Genomic DNA, 18,088 nt, shown 5'->3' on the forward strand with positions numbered 1-18,088 from the left:
GACGTGACTGCAAAGCAGGATCGGTCGAGCAAAATCAAGGGTTCCAAGGCAGCCAAGGAGGAGAAGAAGGGAGGAAAGTCGAAGACGCTAACCGCATTTTCGCAGCTTCTTTTCGAATGGGCACCGCCCGAAGATCTCGCGGCTTATGATGCCGCAGCGCTCGATAAATCTGCCCAGTATGGCTTTGAAGCGCTTGAATCCTATCGCAAGGGTAAGAGCATTATCAGCGTCGATAACAGTATCGAACGCCATGGCCGTCCTGTCAGCGTCATTACCATCGTCAATGACAACATGCCGTTCCTGCTTGACTCGATCATGGGTGAGCTGAACGATCATGTCAGCCAGATTTTCATGGTTGTTCACCCGGTTCTCGATATTGAGCGGGAAAAAGATGGCCTGACTATTTTGGGCGAAGCATCGCAGCTCGCACCTGCTAAGGGCGTCGAGCGCGTCAGTCTTGTGCAGATTCACCTGCCACTGCTCGATAAGCAGGCCAAGGCCGATCTGACTGCTGCAATCAAGCGTGTGCTTGGACAGGTTCGTTCAGCCGTCAGCGACTGGAAGCCGATGATCAAGCGCCTCGATGTGGCGATTGATGATTACAAACGCGTTCAGAAACTCACACTTGATCCGGCCATGCCGGAAGCAATCGCTTTTCTTGAATGGCTGCGTGATAACCGCTTCATCTTCCTCGGAATGCGCGAACTGACCTTCAAGGGCAAGGGCGACAAGCGTGATCTGGTTCCGAATAAGGAAACGCTTGGCATTCTCAATGACGGCGAAGTCCGCGTTCTGCGTAAGGACGATGATGACAAGGCGACGCCACGCGAAATCACAGACTTCCTCGACGGCAGTGAACCGCTGATCGTAACCAAGGCGAACTCGCTTTCGCTTATACATCGCCGGTCTTATCTCGATTATGTTGGCGTGAAGATTTTCGGGCCAAATGGCGAAGCCATTGGTGAGCTTCGTGTCGTCGGTCTGTTTACTTCCGTTGCTTATACAAGCTCTGTTGCCGGCATCCCGTTCATCCGTTCAAAGGCTGATGCGGTCATTAAGCATCTTGGCTTTAACCGCGAAGACCATTCGGGTAAGGCGCTTATCAACGTGCTGGAAGAATATCCGCGCGATGAGCTTTTCCAGATTGATACGGAAAGCCTGACAGCCAATGCAGAACTTATTCTGGCATTGGGCGAACGTCCGCGTGTGCGCGCTGTTCCACGTCTGGATCGCTTTGGCCGTTTTGCCACCGTACTCGTTTACATTCCGCGCGACCGTTACGATTCTGTTGTGCGTGAAAAGATCGGTCGTTATCTGGTTGATATTTATAGCGGCGACAGCTTCGAATTCCATCCGGTGTTCTTGCAGAACGGCTTGACGCGTGTGCAGTTCGTCATCCGTCGTCATGAGCGTTCAACGCCGCATGTGAATCGCGATGCGCTGGAAGAAGAAGTGCGTTCGATCGTTCGTACATGGGACGATGCCGTGCGTGAAAGCGCGGATAGCGCTGATGCGAAGACTGTCGCACTCGCTTCAAGCTTCCCGCAATCCTATCGTGAAATCTTCACAGCTCCGGAAGCGCTTATCGATGCGCAGCGTATTGCTGGTCTGAGTGCAGAAGCTCCGCTGTTTGTGGACTTCTATCGCTATCGTACTGATGGACCGGATGCAGTTTCGCTGAAGATCTATCATCATGGTGCGCCGGTTGTGCTGTCGCAGCGTGTGCCGCTTCTTGAAAACATGGGCTTCCGTGTGGTTAGCGAGCAGACGATTGATCTTCCATTAGCCGGCAAAGACGGCGCTGCCGTTTACGTACACGACATGCAGCTCGTAAATGCTTATGGCGCGCCGGTCGATTTGTCCGACGATGGCGAGATGCTGGAAGATGTGTTCCGCACTGTGTGGGACGGTCTCGCTGACAATGATGCTTATAATGCGCTGGTGCAGACTGCACGTTTGAGCGCACGTCAGATCATGATCCTGCGCGCCTATGGTCGTTATCTACAACAGGCGGGTATTGCTTATTCGCAGGGCTTTATCGCGGCAGCATTAAATCGCTATCCAGAAATCGCTAACGATCTCTATTCGCTGTTTGATCTGCGTTTCAACCCATCGGCTAAGCGTCGCGATGCTGCTGAAACCAAACTTGTTGATGCAATTGAAACCGCACTTCTCGGCGTACCAAGCATTGATGATGACCAGATTCTGCGTCGTTTCCGCAATCTGATCGAAGCAACGCTGCGCACCAATGCCTATCAGCCTGATGGCGAGGGCAACCCACGCGTAACATTCGCGTTCAAGCTCAATCCGCGGCTTGTCGAAGGTCTGCCTGATCCGCGCCCTTATCGCGAAATCTTCGTTTATGGCCCTGAAGTTGAAGGCGTACATCTACGCTTTGGCGCTGTTGCACGTGGTGGTCTGCGCTGGTCGGACCGCGCACAGGATTATCGCACAGAAGTCCTGGGTCTCGTAAAAGCACAGCAGGTTAAGAATGCGGTGATCGTGCCGGTTGGTGCCAAGGGTGGCTTCTATCCGAAGCGTCTGCCGGTTGGCGGTGATCGCAATGCAGTGTTTGAAGCCGGTCGTGACGCTTACAAGGTGTTTATCTCGACGCTTCTCTCCGTCACTGACAATATCCATGACAATGATGTTGTACCGCCTGTCGATGTTGTTCGTCACGATAAGGATGATCCTTATTTCGTAGTTGCTGCTGACAAGGGCACGGCGACATTCTCCGATACGGCGAATGCGATCAGCCAGGCGCATGACTTCTGGCTTGATGATGCTTTCGCATCGGGCGGTTCTGCTGGTTACGATCATAAGGGTATGGCCATCACCGCGCGCGGTGCGTGGGAAGCCGTGAAGCGGCATTTCCGTGAACTCGACACAGACATTCAGATGGAGCCGTTCACGGTTGCTGGTGTGGGTGATATGTCGGGCGACGTGTTCGGCAATGGTATGCTGTTGTCTGAGCAGATCAGGTTGGTTGCAGCATTCGATCATCGCGACATCTTCATCGATCCAAACCCGGTCCCTGCTGACGGCTTTGCAGAGCGTAAGCGTTTGTTCGATCTCCCACGCTCGAGCTGGCAGGATTATGATCGCTCGAAGCTGTCGGAAGGTGGTGGCGTCTATAGCCGTAGCCAAAAGACGATCACACTTTCAGCGGAAGCAGCCAAGGCCATCGGACTTGGCAAAACCACTGCTTCGCCGCAAGAAATCATGACGACGATCCTGAAAGCGCAGGTCGATCTTCTGTGGTTCGGTGGTATCGGCACTTATATTCGCTCGACTGCTGAGACCGATGCGCAGGTTGGTGATCGAGCCAATGATGCAATCCGCATCACGGGTTCGGAAGTGCGTGCACGGGTAATCGGCGAAGGTGCAAATCTTGGCCTGACGCAGCGCGGACGTATCGAATATGCGCTGACCGGCGGTCGCAACAATACCGATGCTATCGACAACTCGGCAGGTGTGAATTGCTCTGACGTTGAGGTTAACATCAAGATTGCACTGGCTGCTGCCATGCGTTCCGGTAAATTGAAGCGTCCTGCGCGCGACAAGCTGCTGGTTAGTATGACTGACGATGTGTCAGAACTGGTGTTGCGCAACAACTATCTCCAGCCGCTTGCATTGTCTTTGAGCGAACTCCATGGTCTTACCGAGCTGCCTTACCAGGCACGCTTCATGGCCGAACTTGAAGCCCGTAAGCTATTGGACCGCAAGGTCGAATACCTGCCTTCGGATGCGGTGCTCAATGATCGTCAGAAATCCGGCCAGCCGCTGACGCGTCCAGAACTCGCGGTTCTGCTCGCTTATGCCAAGCTGTCGCTGTCGGACGATGTGGTTGCAAGCAAACTGCCTGATGAGCCATATTTTGAGCAGCTGCTGTTTGGTTATTTCCCGAAGCGTATGGTCAAAACCTATGCTGAGGAAATTTCAAACCATCGTCTGAAGCGCGAAATCGTTGCTACTTTGCTGGCTAACGATATCATTAATCGCGGCGGTATCACCTTTATCAGCCGTCTGGCCGACACGACCGGCAAGTCGCCTGCCGATATCGTCCGCGCTTATGTAGCTGTGCGTGATGGCTTTGAGATCGATGCGATCTATGACGCGATTGATGCGCTCGACAACAAAGTTGCTGGCGATGTGCAGAACCAGTTCTATCATCTGGTTGGCGAAATGCTGCTGGCAACGACAGCATGGGTACTGCGCAACGACACAACGCGTGCAAACCTAACGGAACTGGTGAACACCATCACCACTGCTCGTGCAGCGCTTGAGCCACGCTTCGATGGTCTGATGCCGGATTACCTCATTGAGGCCGTTCAGTCTGACAAGGCAGCCTTTGTTGAAAAGGGTGCGCCAGAGAAGCTTGCACAGCGTCTGGCCAATCTACAGCTTGCAGGCATCATGCCGGATATTGCGTTGATTGCACATCTGGCCAATGCTGATCTGGTGGCAACCGCCAAGGCATATTTCGGCGTTTCGGAAGCTTTCCGCATTGGACGTATCGAAGAAGCGGCCCGCACCATTCCTGTCACCGACTATTATGACGGACTGGCGCTGTCGCGTGCGAGCGATACGATCACGCAGGCAGCTCGTGGTATCACGATTGCGGCACTCAAGAAGTATGGCAAGGACAATGACGCGGCAGCGGCATGGTTCGCAGAAGATGCGGCGCGTATTGATCAGGTCCGAAATCGTATGGTTGCATTGACTGAGGGCGGTGATCTCACCGTCTCACGTCTCGCTGTTGCAGCCGGACTTATGTCAGACTTGACGCAATAAGATACGATTAACCGCTATTGAAAAGGGCAGCTCAGGCTGCCCTTTTTGCTTTGTTGTGGTGTGAAAGCGAGCAGTGTAAGTTCGGAGCGCTTGACGGGGGATGGGCGCGACATATGACGGAAAATGCAATGCCGAAGGACAGCTATTCTTCACGCCGGGGTGTGTGGGGCTGGATATTTTTTGACTGGGCGGCTCAGCCGTTTTTTACAGTTGTGACGACGTTTATTTTCGGCCCTTACTTCATCTCCCGCATGGCAGAGAGCCCCGAGGCTGGGCAAATTGCATGGGGCTATGGCTTTGCAGCAGCAGGGCTTGCCGTAGCGATCCTCTCGCCAATTTTGGGGGCTGTGTCGGACAGAACGGGTCCACGAAAACCTTGGATAGCCTTCTTTGCAATTATCAAAATTACGGCACTTTGCACGCTGTGGTTCGCTGTTCCGGGTGCCAATATTTATTGGGTGCTGTTTGCCTTTGCGCTGGCAATGATTGCCGCAGAGTTTTCCATTGTCTTCAATGATTCCATGATGCCAAGGCTTGTCCCACAAAAAGATATTGGCCGGGTGTCGAATATTGCCTGGGGACTTGGCTATCTTGGTGGCATGACGGTGCTGATTTTCATCGTGTTTTGTCTGGCGGCTTCACCAGAAACAGGAAAAACAATCATCGGAATTGATCCGCTGTTTGGGATTGATCCAGCAAAAGGCGAAGATGGACGCATAGCCGGACCGATTTCTGCCCTCTGGTATTTTGTATTTATCCTGCCGATGTTTTTCTTCACGCCTGATGTGGCAAAGGGTGAGAAACTTGCACCAGCTTTGCGCTCAGGTTTGAGCGAACTGAAAAAGACGCTTGGGGAAGTTCGCAAACGTCCGGGGATTGTTCGCTTTCTGATTGCGCGTATGGTTTATCAGGATGGCGTTAATGCTTTGCTGGCGCTTGGAGCTGGCTATGCGGCGGTGCTATTCAGCTGGTCGATCACCGAAATTGGTCTGTTCGGCATGATCCTCAATGTCATGGCGATTTTCAGTTGCTTGCTTGCAAGCAAGCTCGATACACGGGTCGGATCAAAGGTGGTTGTCCTTGGCTCAATCATCCTGCTTTTCATCGCGACGCTTGGTATTGTATCGACAGGCCACGACTATACGATTTTTGGCTTAATTTCCTTCGCACCGACGGATGTCAAAGGATTGTTCGCAACACCTGCTGAACATGCTTATCTGATTTACGGATTAATGATCGGTGCAGCTTTCGGACCGGTACAGGCATCATCGCGGTCATGGTTTGCGCGCAGCATTAAACCGGAAGAGTCAGGCCGCTATTTTGGTATCTATGCGCTGGCAGGGCGGGCCACCAGTTTCATTGGACCATTTTTGGTGGCGACTGTTACAGCGCTCAGCGGATCGGCAGCGCTCGGCATGTCGGTGCTGGTTGTGTTGTTTGGTGCAGGGTTTCTGCTGGCCAAAGCCACGCCTTATCCGGCTGAACGCATCTGAAAATAAAGCGCAGCGATGACGCTGCGCCCTACAGTTCACATCATGCCTGCTGCTTTGGCGCAGGTAATTGCGATCAGTCCACCGATGATCGGCGCTGCTACGGGCACCCAGGCATAAGACCAATCTGAGCCGCCTTTTCCTGGAATAGGCAGCAAAGCATGAGCGATGCGTGGTCCGAGATCGCGTGCCGGATTGATTGCATAGCCGGTTGGACCGCCCAGTGAAACACCAACTGCCCAGACAAGCAGGGCGACCATTAGTGGTCCAAGAACACCTGTTGCGCCAACAGCCTTTGCGCCAATGGCAATGACGACGAATACCAGCACGAAGGTACCGATGATCTCGGTCAGGCAATTGGCTGGTATGTTGCGGATGGCAGGCCCGGTGCAGAAGACGCCGAGCTTGAGCCCTTCGTCTTCCGTTGGCTTCCAGTGTGGCAGGTAGGCGAGATAGACAAGCACTGCACCTGTGAAAGCACCAAGCATCTGTGCCGCAATATAGGGCGCGACGTCAGCCGCCGGAAAAGTGCCAGCCGCATAAAAAGCAAGCGTTACGGCAGGGTTCAGATGACCTGCACTGCCAGCCGCAACGGCAACCATCACACCGCAGAGAACCGCAAAGCCCCAACCTGCGGTAATGACGATCCAGCCGGAATTCTGGCCTTTGGATTTTGCAAGAAGCACGTTTGCAACAACACCATCGCCCAATAGGATAAGCACCATCGTGCCGAGAAATTCACCGATAAAACCATTGCTCATCATCTACTCCGAGAAAATAACTTAGGTACTAAAAAGCCGCCCGGTGAGCGGATATGCTCACCGGCTGTCGATAATCATTGATCGTTTTCAAGTTTGGTCTGTTACGAGAGCCTTAGTTTTAGAGGCGTTTCGATCTGATTGAATCAGATCGGCGCTCTAAAACTTTTTACTTTAAGCATAATCTTATCGATCCTCGTTCCACTCCGGTCGGATTATGCTCTAATCGACCCAGTTGAGAGACCGCTGCACGGCCTTCTCCCACGCGTTGAACAGGCCAGTGCGCTCCTTTGCCGTCATCTTTGGATGCCAGCGCTGACCGACCTGCCAGTTCTCGATAATGTCGTTGGTTGATTTCCAGTAACCAACTGCAAGCCCAGCCGCATAAGCTGCACCAAGGGCTGTGGTTTCGATAATTTTCGGACGCACGACCGGCACGTTGAGAATATCTGACTGGAACTGCATGAGCAGTTCGTTGATGGTCATGCCGCCATCTGCACGCAGTTCAGTAATCTCTACGCCTGAATCCTTGACCATGGCTTCCAGCACTTCGCGCACCTGATAGGCGCTTGCTTCAAGGGCAGCGCGGGCAATGTGACCCTTATTGGCAAAGCGCGTCAGACCAGCAATGACGCCGCGTGCAGAATCTTCCCAATGTGGTGCATAAAGGCCGGAGAAGGCCGGAACGAAATAGACATCGCCATTGTCTTCGACCGTGCGCGCCAGTGTTTCAATGTCGGCGCTGGTTTTGATAATGCCAAGATTATCGCGCAGCCATTGCACCAGTGCGCCGGTGATCGCGATGGAACCTTCCAGCGCATAGATCGGCTTTTGTTCACCAAGTTGATAGGCAACAGTCGTTAAAAGCCCATAGGTGGATGGAACCAGTTTCTCGCCAGTATTCATCAGCATGAAGCAGCCGGTGCCATAGGTGTTCTTGGCTTCGCCCGGCTCAAGACAGGCCTGACCGAAAAGGGCTGCCTGCTGGTCGCCCAGAATGCCTGCAAGCTTGACACTGACAAGCGCTGGCAGGGTAATCTCGCCATAGACTTCGCTGGAAGAACGAATTTCCGGCAGGCAAGCTGCGGGAATACCGAACAGCTGCAGGATTTCCTCGTCCCATTTGAGCGTAGACAAGTCCATCAACTGCGTGCGTGACGCATTGGTGACATCAGTGATGTGAATGCCGCCATTTGCACCGCCGGTGAGGTTCCAGACAAGCCAGCTATCGATTGTGCCAAACAGCGCATCGCCTGCTTCTGTCTTTTCGCGCGCACCGGGAACATTATCGAGTATCCAGCGCAGCTTAAGGCCCGAGAAGTAAGTCGAAATCGGCAGTCCCGTCTTATCGCGCAAGCGATCAGCGCCACCATCTTGGACAAAATGATCGACCAGTTCGTCCGTGCGTGTGTCCATCCAGACAATGGCATTATAAAGCGGTGCGCCGGTCTTCCTGTCCCACAGCAGCGTTGTTTCGCGCTGATTGGTAATGCCGACGGATGCAATATCGGAAGCCTTGAGCTTCGCTTTTTTCAGTGTTTCGCCGATAACATGCTGCGTGTTGCGCCAAATTTCGTTCGGATTGTGCTCGACCCAACCAGCTTTCGGATAAATCTGCTCGTGTTCGCGCTGATCCATGGCGACAATATCGCCGTTTCTATCAAAAATAATGAAACGTGAACTGGTGGTTCCCTGGTCGATGGAACCGATAAATTGCGTCATTAAATATGCTCCTCCGTGTTTCATTACAGTCTAAACCGAACTTAAACGAAAATGATATGAATACAAAGAAATAGCCCCCGCAACACCTAAGTTGTGGGGGCTATAAATTGTTTAAGCCGTTGCTGAGATTAATGACGGAAGTGGCGCATGCCAGTCATCACCATGGCGATGCCATGTTCGTCAGCCGCAGCAATCACTTCATCGTCACGCATTGAGCCGCCTGGCTGGATGACAGCAGTTGCACCTGCCTGAACAGCAGAAAGCAGACCGTCAGCAAATGGGAAGAATGCGTCGGACGCAACCACACAGCCCTTGGTGAGCGGCTCAGCAAGACCGGCGGCTTCTGCTGCGTCTTCTGCCTTACGCGCTGCGATGCGGGCCGAATCCACACGGCTCATCTGACCTGCACCGATGCCGACTGTTGCGCCGTCCTTCACATAAACGATGGCGTTCGATTTCACATGCTTACCAACGCGGAAAGCGAACTTCATATCGTTGAGTTCGGCTTCGCTTGGTGCGCGCTTGGTAACGACTTTCAGATCGAGGTCATCGACATTGCCGTTATCGCGTGACTGAACCAGCACACCGCCTGCAACAGTTTTCGCTGCAATGCCCTTGGCGCGAGGATCAGGCAAACCGCCCGTTACCAGCAGACGCAGGTTCTTCTTAGCGGCAACGATGGCCTGTGCGCCTTCGGTTGCATCCGGTGCGATGATGACTTCGGTAAAGATTTTGACGATTTCTTCAGCGGCCGCTTCATCAAGTGTCTTATTGAGCGCAACAATGCCACCAAAAGCCGAAACCGGATCGCAGGCGAGCGCCTTGAGATAGGCTTCGGTGATGGTTGCAGCTTCGGCGACGCCGCAAGGATTGGCGTGCTTGATGATGGCAACAGCTGCGGTGCGGGCTGGGTCAAACTCGGCTACCAGTTCGAAAGCTGCATCGGTGTCGTTGATGTTGTTATAGGAAAGCTGCTTGCCCTGAAGCTGCGTTGCTGTTGCAACACCCGGACGCTGTTCGCCGGTCAGATAAAAGCCAGCGGTCTGGTGCGGGTTTTCGCCATAGCGCATGACGGAGTGCAGCTTGCCTGCAACCGAGCGATAGGTCGGGGTTTCGTCGTTGATCGCTTCTGCGAACCAGTTGGAAATGGCTGCATCATAAGCCGCTGTGCGCGAGAACGCCTTGGCTGCGAGCTTCTTGCGGAAAGAAATAGGCAGCGAGCCTTCGTTCTTTTCGAGCTCGGCTACAACGTCTGCATAATCAGCGGGATCGACAACCGTTGCGACATAGGCATGGTTCTTTGCCGAGGCGCGGATCATGGCTGGGCCACCAATGTCGATGTTTTCGACGGTGGTGTCGTAGTCGCCGCCCTTGAAGCGAACTTCTTCAAACGGATAGAGATTGATGACGGCCAGATCGATACCGCCAATGCCGTGGGCTTCCATGGCTGCAACATGTTCAGGATCGTTGCGCACTGCAAGAAGACCGCCGTGAACCGATGGATGCAGCGTCTTCACGCGTCCGTCCATGATTTCCGGGAAGCCTGTGACTTCCGACACGTCCTTTACAGGAATGCCTTCGGCGGCAATCGACTTTGCGGTGCCGCCTGTCGAGAGAATTTCAACGCCGTGGGCATGAAGTGCCTTAGCGAAATCGATGAGACCGGTCTTGTCCGATACGGAAAGAAGGGCGCGGCGCACCCGATGAAGATCGGGAGCGGGAATATGCTTGGAGCTGACAGCCATAGGAAACGGTCTCTTCGTTGCTGAAGCGTTTTGCGTTCAGGAAGGGTGGGACGGTTTGCGAGTTAGCACAGCTGTGAGACGAATCATACCCTAAAAGCCAGTAATAAAGGCTCTATGGTCAGGTATAGCTTCCAATGGCGACACGGCTGAATTGCCAGTTCACTTCTGGCAGCTCGTGCGCCGGGAATGACAGTACAATCTGCTTTGATGTGACAGGTCCGCGGAAACCAGCAAAGAAGATGCTGTCTTCGAGCTGCGGAGCCACTTCAAAGCAAGAGAAAGCCCATGTGTCATCATGCGGTGCGCTGAGATTAATCAGCCCGTTTTCATCAAACGAGATTTCCACCGACGGATGGATATGAAAGCGTACGGCAACATTATCGCGGCCATTGGCTTTTAAAGCTTTTGCGTCACCACGATAAAAACGGTCGGCACCCTGAATAACGCTGCCATTATGCGAAAGCACAACACGGCGTTCATGAAAAATGCCGAATAAGCGAACATAGCCATCATGGTTCGCAACAAAACCTTGCCGCCCCTGATCTTCCACACGGTCGCGTTGAACGCGGGTCGGACCGGCAACGATTGGTGTGCCAATCATGCTGGACAGACCGGTATTATGGCTGAAACGGCATGATGACGTATCATTGATGGTGGCGGTAGAGTGCGCCGCGGTTGAGCGTCCCAATGGACGAAATTCCGGCGGGCCGTAGCGGTCGATGCCGGAATTAACGATATAGCGCTGACGCCCGGAGGACATTTCAAAGGCAAGGCAACCGGCATGGGCATCGCGCGACGAGGTCACGGGCGGTGGCAGACCTGTATCGGCTATGATCGTGGTCGCACCCATCGATAGGCGTTCATAGCCAGAATAAGGCGCGTGCGTGAGTGGTGAGCCTGCGGTTTCATCATGGCGCAGCACTGAAATGATGCGTTCGGACAATGTCGGGCCAACACCATTAAACAGCGCAAGGCTGCCATCCTGATGCCGGAAAAAACGCAATGCAGGTAACATGCGTTCGACGGCTTCAATCAGTGCCTTTGGCGGCGATTCTGTGCCATTGGCATAGGTCTGACGCAGTGGCAGCAGATCTGCTAGCAATTCAAGGATCGTCACCGGATTGCGCGAAATATGCCCGCCATCAGGCAGGATCTGACGTTTTAGCTCATATTCGAGATTGCGGCGTGCAGCACGCGCAGTTGGTGGCGAAACGGGTAGGGCAAGCGCTGCAAAGGCAAGGGCAATACGCGCACGCAGGCGTTCTTCACCGTCATCCATGGCGGATGCTACGGTCCGTAGATAACGCACTTGCATAGCGAGCGAACGCATAAATTTGCGATAAGCAGGCAGTTCCGCGCCCGAAAGAATGAGATTGGAATGCTGCAACCATGCGATGATGCGCTGGGCTGTTACCTCTGGCGACCAGGCGAGACCGCCGATGCGCTTGCCATAAAAGCGCATCCAGTCATCGACCAGCGCGCGCGCATTTGCGGTGGCAAGTTCGCTATTGGCACTTTTGAGATGCCTGAGCCAGCCAAAGCCCTGAAGCGCTGCTTCCCATTCCGGTGTCGGCGGTTCAACTGCGAAAGGCGACATGCCGCCGGTTTCGACAAGACGACCAGCCAGTGCGAAACGACCGTGGTAGAATTCCTGTGCCAATTGCGGATCGGCAACGCGGAGATCGGGCGGGGCAATCAGAATGCGTTCCGGCGTGAAGCCGGTGAAACGCCAGCGATAAAGCGGGCCCATGCGCAGGCGACGGCTGAACTTGCGCCAAGCCTGTGCAACAGCCAGTCCCCAAAGATGCGGGGTTTCGCTCAACGCGACTGCCACCCTCTCATTCTCCGTATTCAAATTCATTCGCAATGGACCCGATAAGGCAGGTCCGTCCTTTCATGGCATGATGTATCGAAATGCTGCTTTCCAGATTTCGGAATCATGCATTCTTAGAATCGTCGATAATGGTGAATCGAGTGTTAACCATAATGGGCGCAGAGCACCCATTATGCCAAATTCATCGATTTTTATCAGCAGTGGCTAATTGATTAGGCTTTGCGTCTGAAACGAGCAGCGAAAAAGCCGTCCATGCCTGCCATATTCGGATTGCCATCGAATTTTTCCGCAGGCAGATCAGCAGGGGTTGACCGCAGGAAGCCTTCTTTGGTGATTAAGCCTTCGAGGCCAGGGCACTCTCCAAGCGTAATGGGATAGGCTTCAATGGCCGGATTTTTCAGTGCATTGCGGGCCATGTCCTCGCCTTCCTGCGGATGCAGTGAGCAGTTGGAGAACAGCACTGTGCCACCGGGTTTCACAAGCGTGATGGCCTGCTCAAGCATTTTGGCCTGAAGGGTAGCAAGCTTCTTAATATCCTGCGGTGTCTTGGTCCATGGCACATCCGGGTGACGGCGCACGGTGCCAGTGGATGAGCATGGCGCATCCAGCAGCACGGCATCAAACAATGTATCCGGCTTAAAATCCATCATATTACTTGCAACCGTGCGGGCCTTAAGGCCCAGACGCTCCAGATTGCCGTCAAGCCGCTTGAGGCGGTTTTCGGACATATCAAGGGCTGTCACATCAGCACCCTGAAGCACAAGCTGTGCAGTCTTGCCGCCGGGGGCTGCACAAAGATCGGCCACGCGCTTGCCTTTAATGTCGCCCATCAGGCGCGCTGGCAGGCTTGCGGCGGCATCCTGCACCCACCAGTCACCCTCGGCAAAACCCGGCAGATCGGTGAGGTTGCCCTCGACTGTCTGAAGACGCACAGAACCGTTTGGCAAGGCTACGCCGCCGAGCTTCTCTGCCCATTCCGTCGGATCACCTTTAACGGTGAAATCGATTGGCGGCTCGTAGCCATGCATAGTCAAAATGGCTTCGGTTTTCTTCGGGCCGTAGGAATCGGTAAGGCTTCTTGAAAACCATTCCGGCACATTTTTTTCAGGCTGCAATGTGTGCTCGAGTGCGCGTTCTTTGTTGCGCGACAGACGGCGCAGAAGAGCGTTTACCAGACCTGCATATTTGCGATTGCGCGGGTCATAATTCGCCGCTTCAACCGCTAGATCAACGGCTGAATGATCAGGCAGCTTGAGATAGAAAATCTGCGCGACCGCGATATGCAGCAAATGCTTGAGCGCGTGCGCGTTTTCCGGCAGTGGGCGATCAAGACGCTTGTTAATTGCGCGATCAATGCTACCGCGATTGCGCAGCGCTGATCCCAAAATAGCGCGAACCAGCGAACGGTCGCGTGGCTCAAGTGCGAGATATTGCGGGTGACCATGGCTGTTATCAGTCAGACCGTCGAGCGATGTGTTCTTTTCGATCACCGCACCAAGCAGGCGAGCCGCAGTGAGACGTGCTGCAAGACCGGGCCGTTGCTGTTCGGCACGGTCTGCGGCGTAATCATGTGTCTGCGGCTTGTTATTTCCACGCTTTGGCGCAGTATTCTTATCGTTCACGCTGTTCTACTTTTCTGACGCTTGGTATGCGTTTCTATGACCATGGGCCTCGGTAGCCAGAATTGGAACCCGAACTGCCACTGTTATTTTCGTCTGCATTACCACTACTTTGCCCCCAAGGACCACTGTTTTGTGCAGGGGGCGCATTACGCTGCGTCATTCCTGACGAGCGAATGCCCATTTCGGCTGCCATTTGTTCGAGCGCCTGAATGCGATTATCAGTGTCCGGGTGGGTCGAGAACAGGTTGTCGGCGCCGCGCCCGCTCAGCGGATTGATGATGAACATATGGGCTGTCGCCGGGTTGTGCTCGGCTTCTTCATTGACAACTGACTTAGCCCCGCGCGCAATTTTACCGAGAGCTGAAGAAAGCCAAAGCGGATTTCCGCAGATTTCAGCACCTCTACGATCGGCGGCATATTCGCGGGTGCGGCTGACCGCCATCTGCACGATCATCGCTGCAAAAGGCGCGACGATCATGGCAAGGATCGTGCCGACCACGCCCATAATGCCATTGTTGTTTTCGCGGTTTCCGCCTAGGAAGAACGCGAAATTACCGAGCATGGAAATGGCACCGGCCAGCGTTGCCACGATTGTCATGGTCAGCGTGTCGCGGTTCTGAACGTGGGCCAGCTCATGCGCCATCACGCCTGCAACTTCTTCTGGTGTCAGCCGGTTCAGTAGGCCGGTTGTGGCTGCAACAGCAGCATTTTCTGGATTTCGGCCCGTCGCAAAAGCGTTGGGCTGGTCTTCGTGAATGATATAAACTTTTGGCATTGGCAGGCCCGCATTGGCAGCGAGACCACTGACCATCCGATAATAATCGGAACCAGAACGCTCATCCACTTCCTGCGCATTATACATGCGCAGCACCATTTTGTCGGAGTTCCAATAGCCAAACAGGTTCATGGCTACAGCGACCACGAGCGCGATCATCATGCCGCCGCCGCCGCCGAGCAAATAACCGATGCTCATGAACATGACTGTCATGAGAGCAATCAGCATGGCAGTTTTCGTCATATTCATGTGTCGAGGTCTCCAGTTCAGCAACAGTTTACATCAATCGGGGTTTTGCTTACCCACCAAGTTTAACTATATGATGGGTATGGAACGCTATCGCTTCAATAATGGATTTGCCGCCTATGACCGATAAATTCAACGAAACAGAAATGAATGACAACGCTGATCGCAGCAAAATTGATACTCTGCCGCCCGCAGCCCAGCGCGCGTTAAAGGAAGCGGAAGAACGCCGTGCTGCCCAGACTGCTGAAAAGCAGCCGCGCGAAATAGGTGGTCGTGGTGGCAAAGATCCCGCTCGCTTTGGCGATTGGGAGATCAAGGGTCGGACCATCGACTTTTAAGTTTGGGATATTTCCGTTTCTGCGGCCTGCAAATCGCGTTCTTCTGCGCTTCCGGTGCTCATGTACCCAAAAGTACACTCCGCTCCGGTCCTCGAAAACCACGATTTTCGACACGCATGAACGAAAATCTCGTCAAACTTGGGCGCATTCACATACCCCGTTAATAAAGAAAAAGGCCGGGAAATCCCGGCCTGTTTTTATTTCTTGTTCTGACGATTTTCGATCAGGTCGTCCACAACGCCAGGATCGGCAAGCGTTGAAGTATCACCCAATGCGCCAAACTCGTCTTCTGCAATCTTACGCAGAATACGGCGCATGATTTTGCCAGAACGGGTTTTTGGGAGGCCGGGTGAGAACTGGATCTTATCCGGCGTTGCAATAGGCCCGATTTCCTTGCGCACATGCAAGGTCAGCTCTTTGCGCAGGGCTTCTTCGTCCTGAACGCTCTCGCCGGTCATCAGCGTGACATAGCAATAAATGCCCTGTCCCTTGATCGGATGCGGATAGCCGACAACAGCCGCTTCCGAAACCGAGTGATGCGAGACGAGTGCCGACTCGATTTCCGCGGTGCCAAGGCGGTGGCCGGAAATGTTGAGTACGTCATCGACGCGGCCGGTAATCCAGTAGTAGCCATCTTCATCGCGGCGGCAGCCGTCACCTGTGAAATACTTGCCCTTATAGGTGGAGAAGTAAGCCTCAATGAAGCGCTTGTGATCGCCGTACAGTGTACGCATCTGACCCGGCCAGCTGTCGATAATGCAGAGATTGCCATCGACTGCGCCTTCAATAACCGCACCTTCATTGTCCACCAACTGCGGCTTGACGCCAAAGAATGGACGGGTTGCAGAACCTGGCTTGAGGTCGGTTGCACCCGGCAATGGAGTGATGAGAATGCCGCCGGTTTCCGTCTGCCACCATGTATCAACGATTGGCGAATGCTGATCGCCGACCACGTTGTAATACCATTCCCATGCTTCCGGGTTGATCGGTTCGCCGACCGAGCCAAGAAGACGTAGGGTGGAACGCGAAGAGCGGGTGACGAATTCGTCGCCAGCGCCCATCAGAGCGCGGATAGCTGTTGGCGCGGTGTAGAAGATGTTGACGTGATGCTTGTCGATCACTTCCCAGAAACGACCCTGATCAGGGAAGTTCGGAACGCCTTCAAACATCAGCGTGGTCGCGCCATTCGCCAATGGTCCGTAGACGATATAGGAATGGCCTGTGACCCAACCCACATCCGCCGTACACCAATAGATGTCGCCGTCATGATAGTCGAAAACATATTGGTGCGTCATCGACGCGTAAACGATATAGCCACCGGTTGTGTGAAGAACGCCCTTTGGCTTGCCTGTTGAACCAGAGGTATAAAGAATGAACAGCGGATCTTCCGCATTCATTGGTTCAGGATCACAGGTCGGTTCGACGCTTGCAACTTCCTGATGATACCAAAGATCGCGGCCTGGTCCCCAGCTGACCTTGCCGCCGGTGCGGCGCACGGTCAGAACCTTATTGACCATGACATATTGCTTGGCAGCGATGTCGATAGCTGTGTCGGTGTTTTCTTTCAGCGGCACGGGCTTACCGCCGCGTACACCTTCGTCGGCAGTGATAACGAAAGTGGATTCGCAATCGACGATACGTCCGGCCAGCGCTTCCGGTGAGAAGCCGGCGAAGACGACGGAATGCACTGCACCAATACGGGCGCAGGCCAGCATCGAATAAGCTGCTTCCGGGATCATCGGAAGATAAATGGTGACGCGATCGCCCTTCTTGACGCCGTGCTTTTTAAGGACATTGGCAAGGCGGCAGACATTTTCATGCAGCTCGCGATAGGTGATTTTCTTGTCGATATAGGGATTGTCGCCTTCCCAGATAATCGCAACCTGATCGCCACGGCTTTTGAGATGACGGTCGATACAGTTGTAGGAGATGTTGGTAACACCGTCCTCATACCATTTGATCGAAACGTCGCCGTTGAAATCGGTGTTCTTGACTTTGGTGAAGGGTTTGAACCAATCAATCCGTCGGCCGTGCTTGGCCCAGAATCCATCCGGGTCGGTCACGCTCTCATTGTACCATTCGAGATATTTCTCGTTGTCGATGAGCGTGTTTTTCTTTGCCCCCGGCAGAACAGGGTAAAGCTTTTCCGACATGTCGTCCTCCTTGCTGTCCGGCGATCCTCCCGCCGTAATCGATAGCTCGCATCGGGGCGAAGCTATCGCCAGACTCATCTACATTCCGTCTGGCTCAACGTAAATTAGACATTCGGATCGACTATGGTCCACAGTGACGCAGCACGAAAATATGATCAGCGTGGCAGCACTCACGCTAATATGTTGCTAACATATTGTTTTTACGTTTTAAAAACTAATTTCTGCGATTATAATTTCTGTGGGGTCCGCTGAATATTCACAATGAGATCCCTATAAAAAGGGGAAATCGCCATGACGACATCCGCTTTTATTTCAAAGTCTGCCTTTGAATTGCAACTTGCTGGTTACGGTCTGACAACGGCAAAGCTTTTCTACCATATGCCGGATCATCCGCATTTGTTGCAGCTTTTTGTCTGGCAACATTACGATCTCGCACCGGAGTTTCCAGAGTTGCACCACTTCATCGAATTCTGGAAAGAGAAGATCGAAGGGCCGTTGCATTCGGTTGTCTACGCGCATCAAAAACTGTTGGGTCCATCAGATTGGAAGAACGTGCGAGGGGAAATACTGTTGCACTGATCCCCACTCCTCTATGATTGGCAGCAGGTTTT

General features: G+C 53.6%; 11 protein-coding genes. 4 read left to right on the forward strand and 7 right to left on the reverse strand.

The window, feature by feature from the left end; all coding sequences use genetic code 11:
* Positions 1–3 precede the first annotated feature (3 nt).
* Together ACOZHT_RS17560 and ACOZHT_RS17565 are read left to right on the forward strand one after the other, a co-directional pair.
* Positions 4–4,794, forward strand: coding sequence for an NAD-glutamate dehydrogenase (locus ACOZHT_RS17560; protein ID WP_339514612.1), 4,791 nt, complete (start codon positions 4–6; stop codon positions 4,792–4,794).
* 113 nt (positions 4,795–4,907) lie between these two features.
* Positions 4,908–6,287: an MFS transporter gene (locus ACOZHT_RS17565; protein ID WP_339514544.1), complete on the forward strand. Its 1,380-nt coding sequence runs from the start codon at positions 4,908–4,910 to the stop codon at positions 6,285–6,287.
* Between the two features lie 35 nt (positions 6,288–6,322).
* Here ACOZHT_RS17565 and ACOZHT_RS17570 read toward each other — a convergent pair whose 3' ends face one another.
* The 6 genes from ACOZHT_RS17570 to htpX form a co-directional block, all read right to left on the reverse strand.
* Positions 6,323–7,045, reverse strand: coding sequence for an MIP/aquaporin family protein (locus ACOZHT_RS17570; protein ID WP_421566178.1), 723 nt, complete (start codon positions 7,043–7,045; stop codon positions 6,323–6,325).
* Positions 7,046–7,264: 219 nt separating this feature from the next.
* Complete coding sequence (glpK, locus tag ACOZHT_RS17575) at positions 7,265–8,764, reverse strand: glycerol kinase GlpK (RefSeq protein WP_339514548.1); 1,500 nt, start codon at positions 8,762–8,764, stop codon at positions 7,265–7,267.
* 128 nt (positions 8,765–8,892) lie between these two features.
* Positions 8,893–10,509, reverse strand: a complete 1,617-nt coding sequence (gene purH, locus ACOZHT_RS17580) for a bifunctional phosphoribosylaminoimidazolecarboxamide formyltransferase/IMP cyclohydrolase (protein WP_421566179.1) — start codon at positions 10,507–10,509, stop codon at positions 8,893–8,895.
* Between the two features lie 118 nt (positions 10,510–10,627).
* On the reverse strand, positions 10,628–12,343 hold the full coding sequence (locus ACOZHT_RS17585) for a heparinase II/III family protein (protein WP_421566180.1): 1,716 nt from the start codon (positions 12,341–12,343) through the stop codon (positions 10,628–10,630).
* A gap of 212 nt (positions 12,344–12,555) precedes the next feature.
* Positions 12,556–13,965: an RsmB/NOP family class I SAM-dependent RNA methyltransferase gene (locus ACOZHT_RS17590; protein ID WP_339514554.1), complete on the reverse strand. Its 1,410-nt coding sequence runs from the start codon at positions 13,963–13,965 to the stop codon at positions 12,556–12,558.
* Positions 13,966–13,999: 34 nt separating this feature from the next.
* Positions 14,000–14,989, reverse strand: coding sequence for a zinc metalloprotease HtpX (gene htpX, locus ACOZHT_RS17595; protein WP_339514556.1), 990 nt, complete (start codon positions 14,987–14,989; stop codon positions 14,000–14,002).
* Between the two features lie 116 nt (positions 14,990–15,105).
* Here htpX and ACOZHT_RS17600 point away from each other — a divergent pair, with 116 nt between their 5' ends.
* Positions 15,106–15,324, forward strand: coding sequence for a DUF1674 domain-containing protein (locus tag ACOZHT_RS17600; protein WP_339514558.1), 219 nt, complete (start codon positions 15,106–15,108; stop codon positions 15,322–15,324).
* Positions 15,325–15,521: 197 nt separating this feature from the next.
* On the opposite strand, the gene acs is transcribed toward ACOZHT_RS17600, so the two are convergent.
* Complete coding sequence (acs, locus tag ACOZHT_RS17605; protein ID WP_339514560.1) at positions 15,522–17,477, reverse strand: acetate--CoA ligase; 1,956 nt, start codon at positions 17,475–17,477, stop codon at positions 15,522–15,524.
* 291 nt (positions 17,478–17,768) lie between these two features.
* Between acs and ACOZHT_RS17610 the strand changes: the two genes are divergently transcribed.
* Positions 17,769–18,056 carry a Usg family protein gene (locus ACOZHT_RS17610; RefSeq protein WP_339514562.1) on the forward strand — a complete coding sequence of 96 codons (288 nt, stop codon included), beginning with the start codon at positions 17,769–17,771 and terminating at the stop codon, positions 18,054–18,056.
* Positions 18,057–18,088 lie beyond the last annotated feature (32 nt).

This window comes from Ochrobactrum sp. EDr1-4 (assembly GCF_049199085.1).
Taxonomy (GTDB): Bacteria; Pseudomonadota; Alphaproteobacteria; order Rhizobiales; family Rhizobiaceae; genus Brucella.

Bases quoted from the DNA above. Each gene is read 5' to 3' on its own strand.
- acs (WP_339514560.1), bottom strand. From the start codon at position 17,477: ATGTCGGAAAAGCTTTACCCTGTTCTGCCGGGGGCAAAGAAAAACACG.
- ACOZHT_RS17565 (WP_339514544.1), top strand. From the start codon at position 4,908: ATGACGGAAAATGCAATGCCGAAGGACAGCTATTCTTCACGCCGGGGT.
- ACOZHT_RS17610 (WP_339514562.1), top strand. From the start codon at position 17,769: ATGACGACATCCGCTTTTATTTCAAAGTCTGCCTTTGAATTGCAACTT.
- ACOZHT_RS17570 (WP_421566178.1), bottom strand. From the start codon at position 7,045: ATGAGCAATGGTTTTATCGGTGAATTTCTCGGCACGATGGTGCTTATC.
- htpX (WP_339514556.1), bottom strand. From the start codon at position 14,989: ATGAATATGACGAAAACTGCCATGCTGATTGCTCTCATGACAGTCATG.
- glpK (WP_339514548.1), bottom strand. From the start codon at position 8,764: ATGACGCAATTTATCGGTTCCATCGACCAGGGAACCACCAGTTCACGT.
- purH (WP_421566179.1), bottom strand. From the start codon at position 10,509: ATGGCTGTCAGCTCCAAGCATATTCCCGCTCCCGATCTTCATCGGGTG.
- ACOZHT_RS17600 (WP_339514558.1), top strand. From the start codon at position 15,106: ATGACCGATAAATTCAACGAAACAGAAATGAATGACAACGCTGATCGC.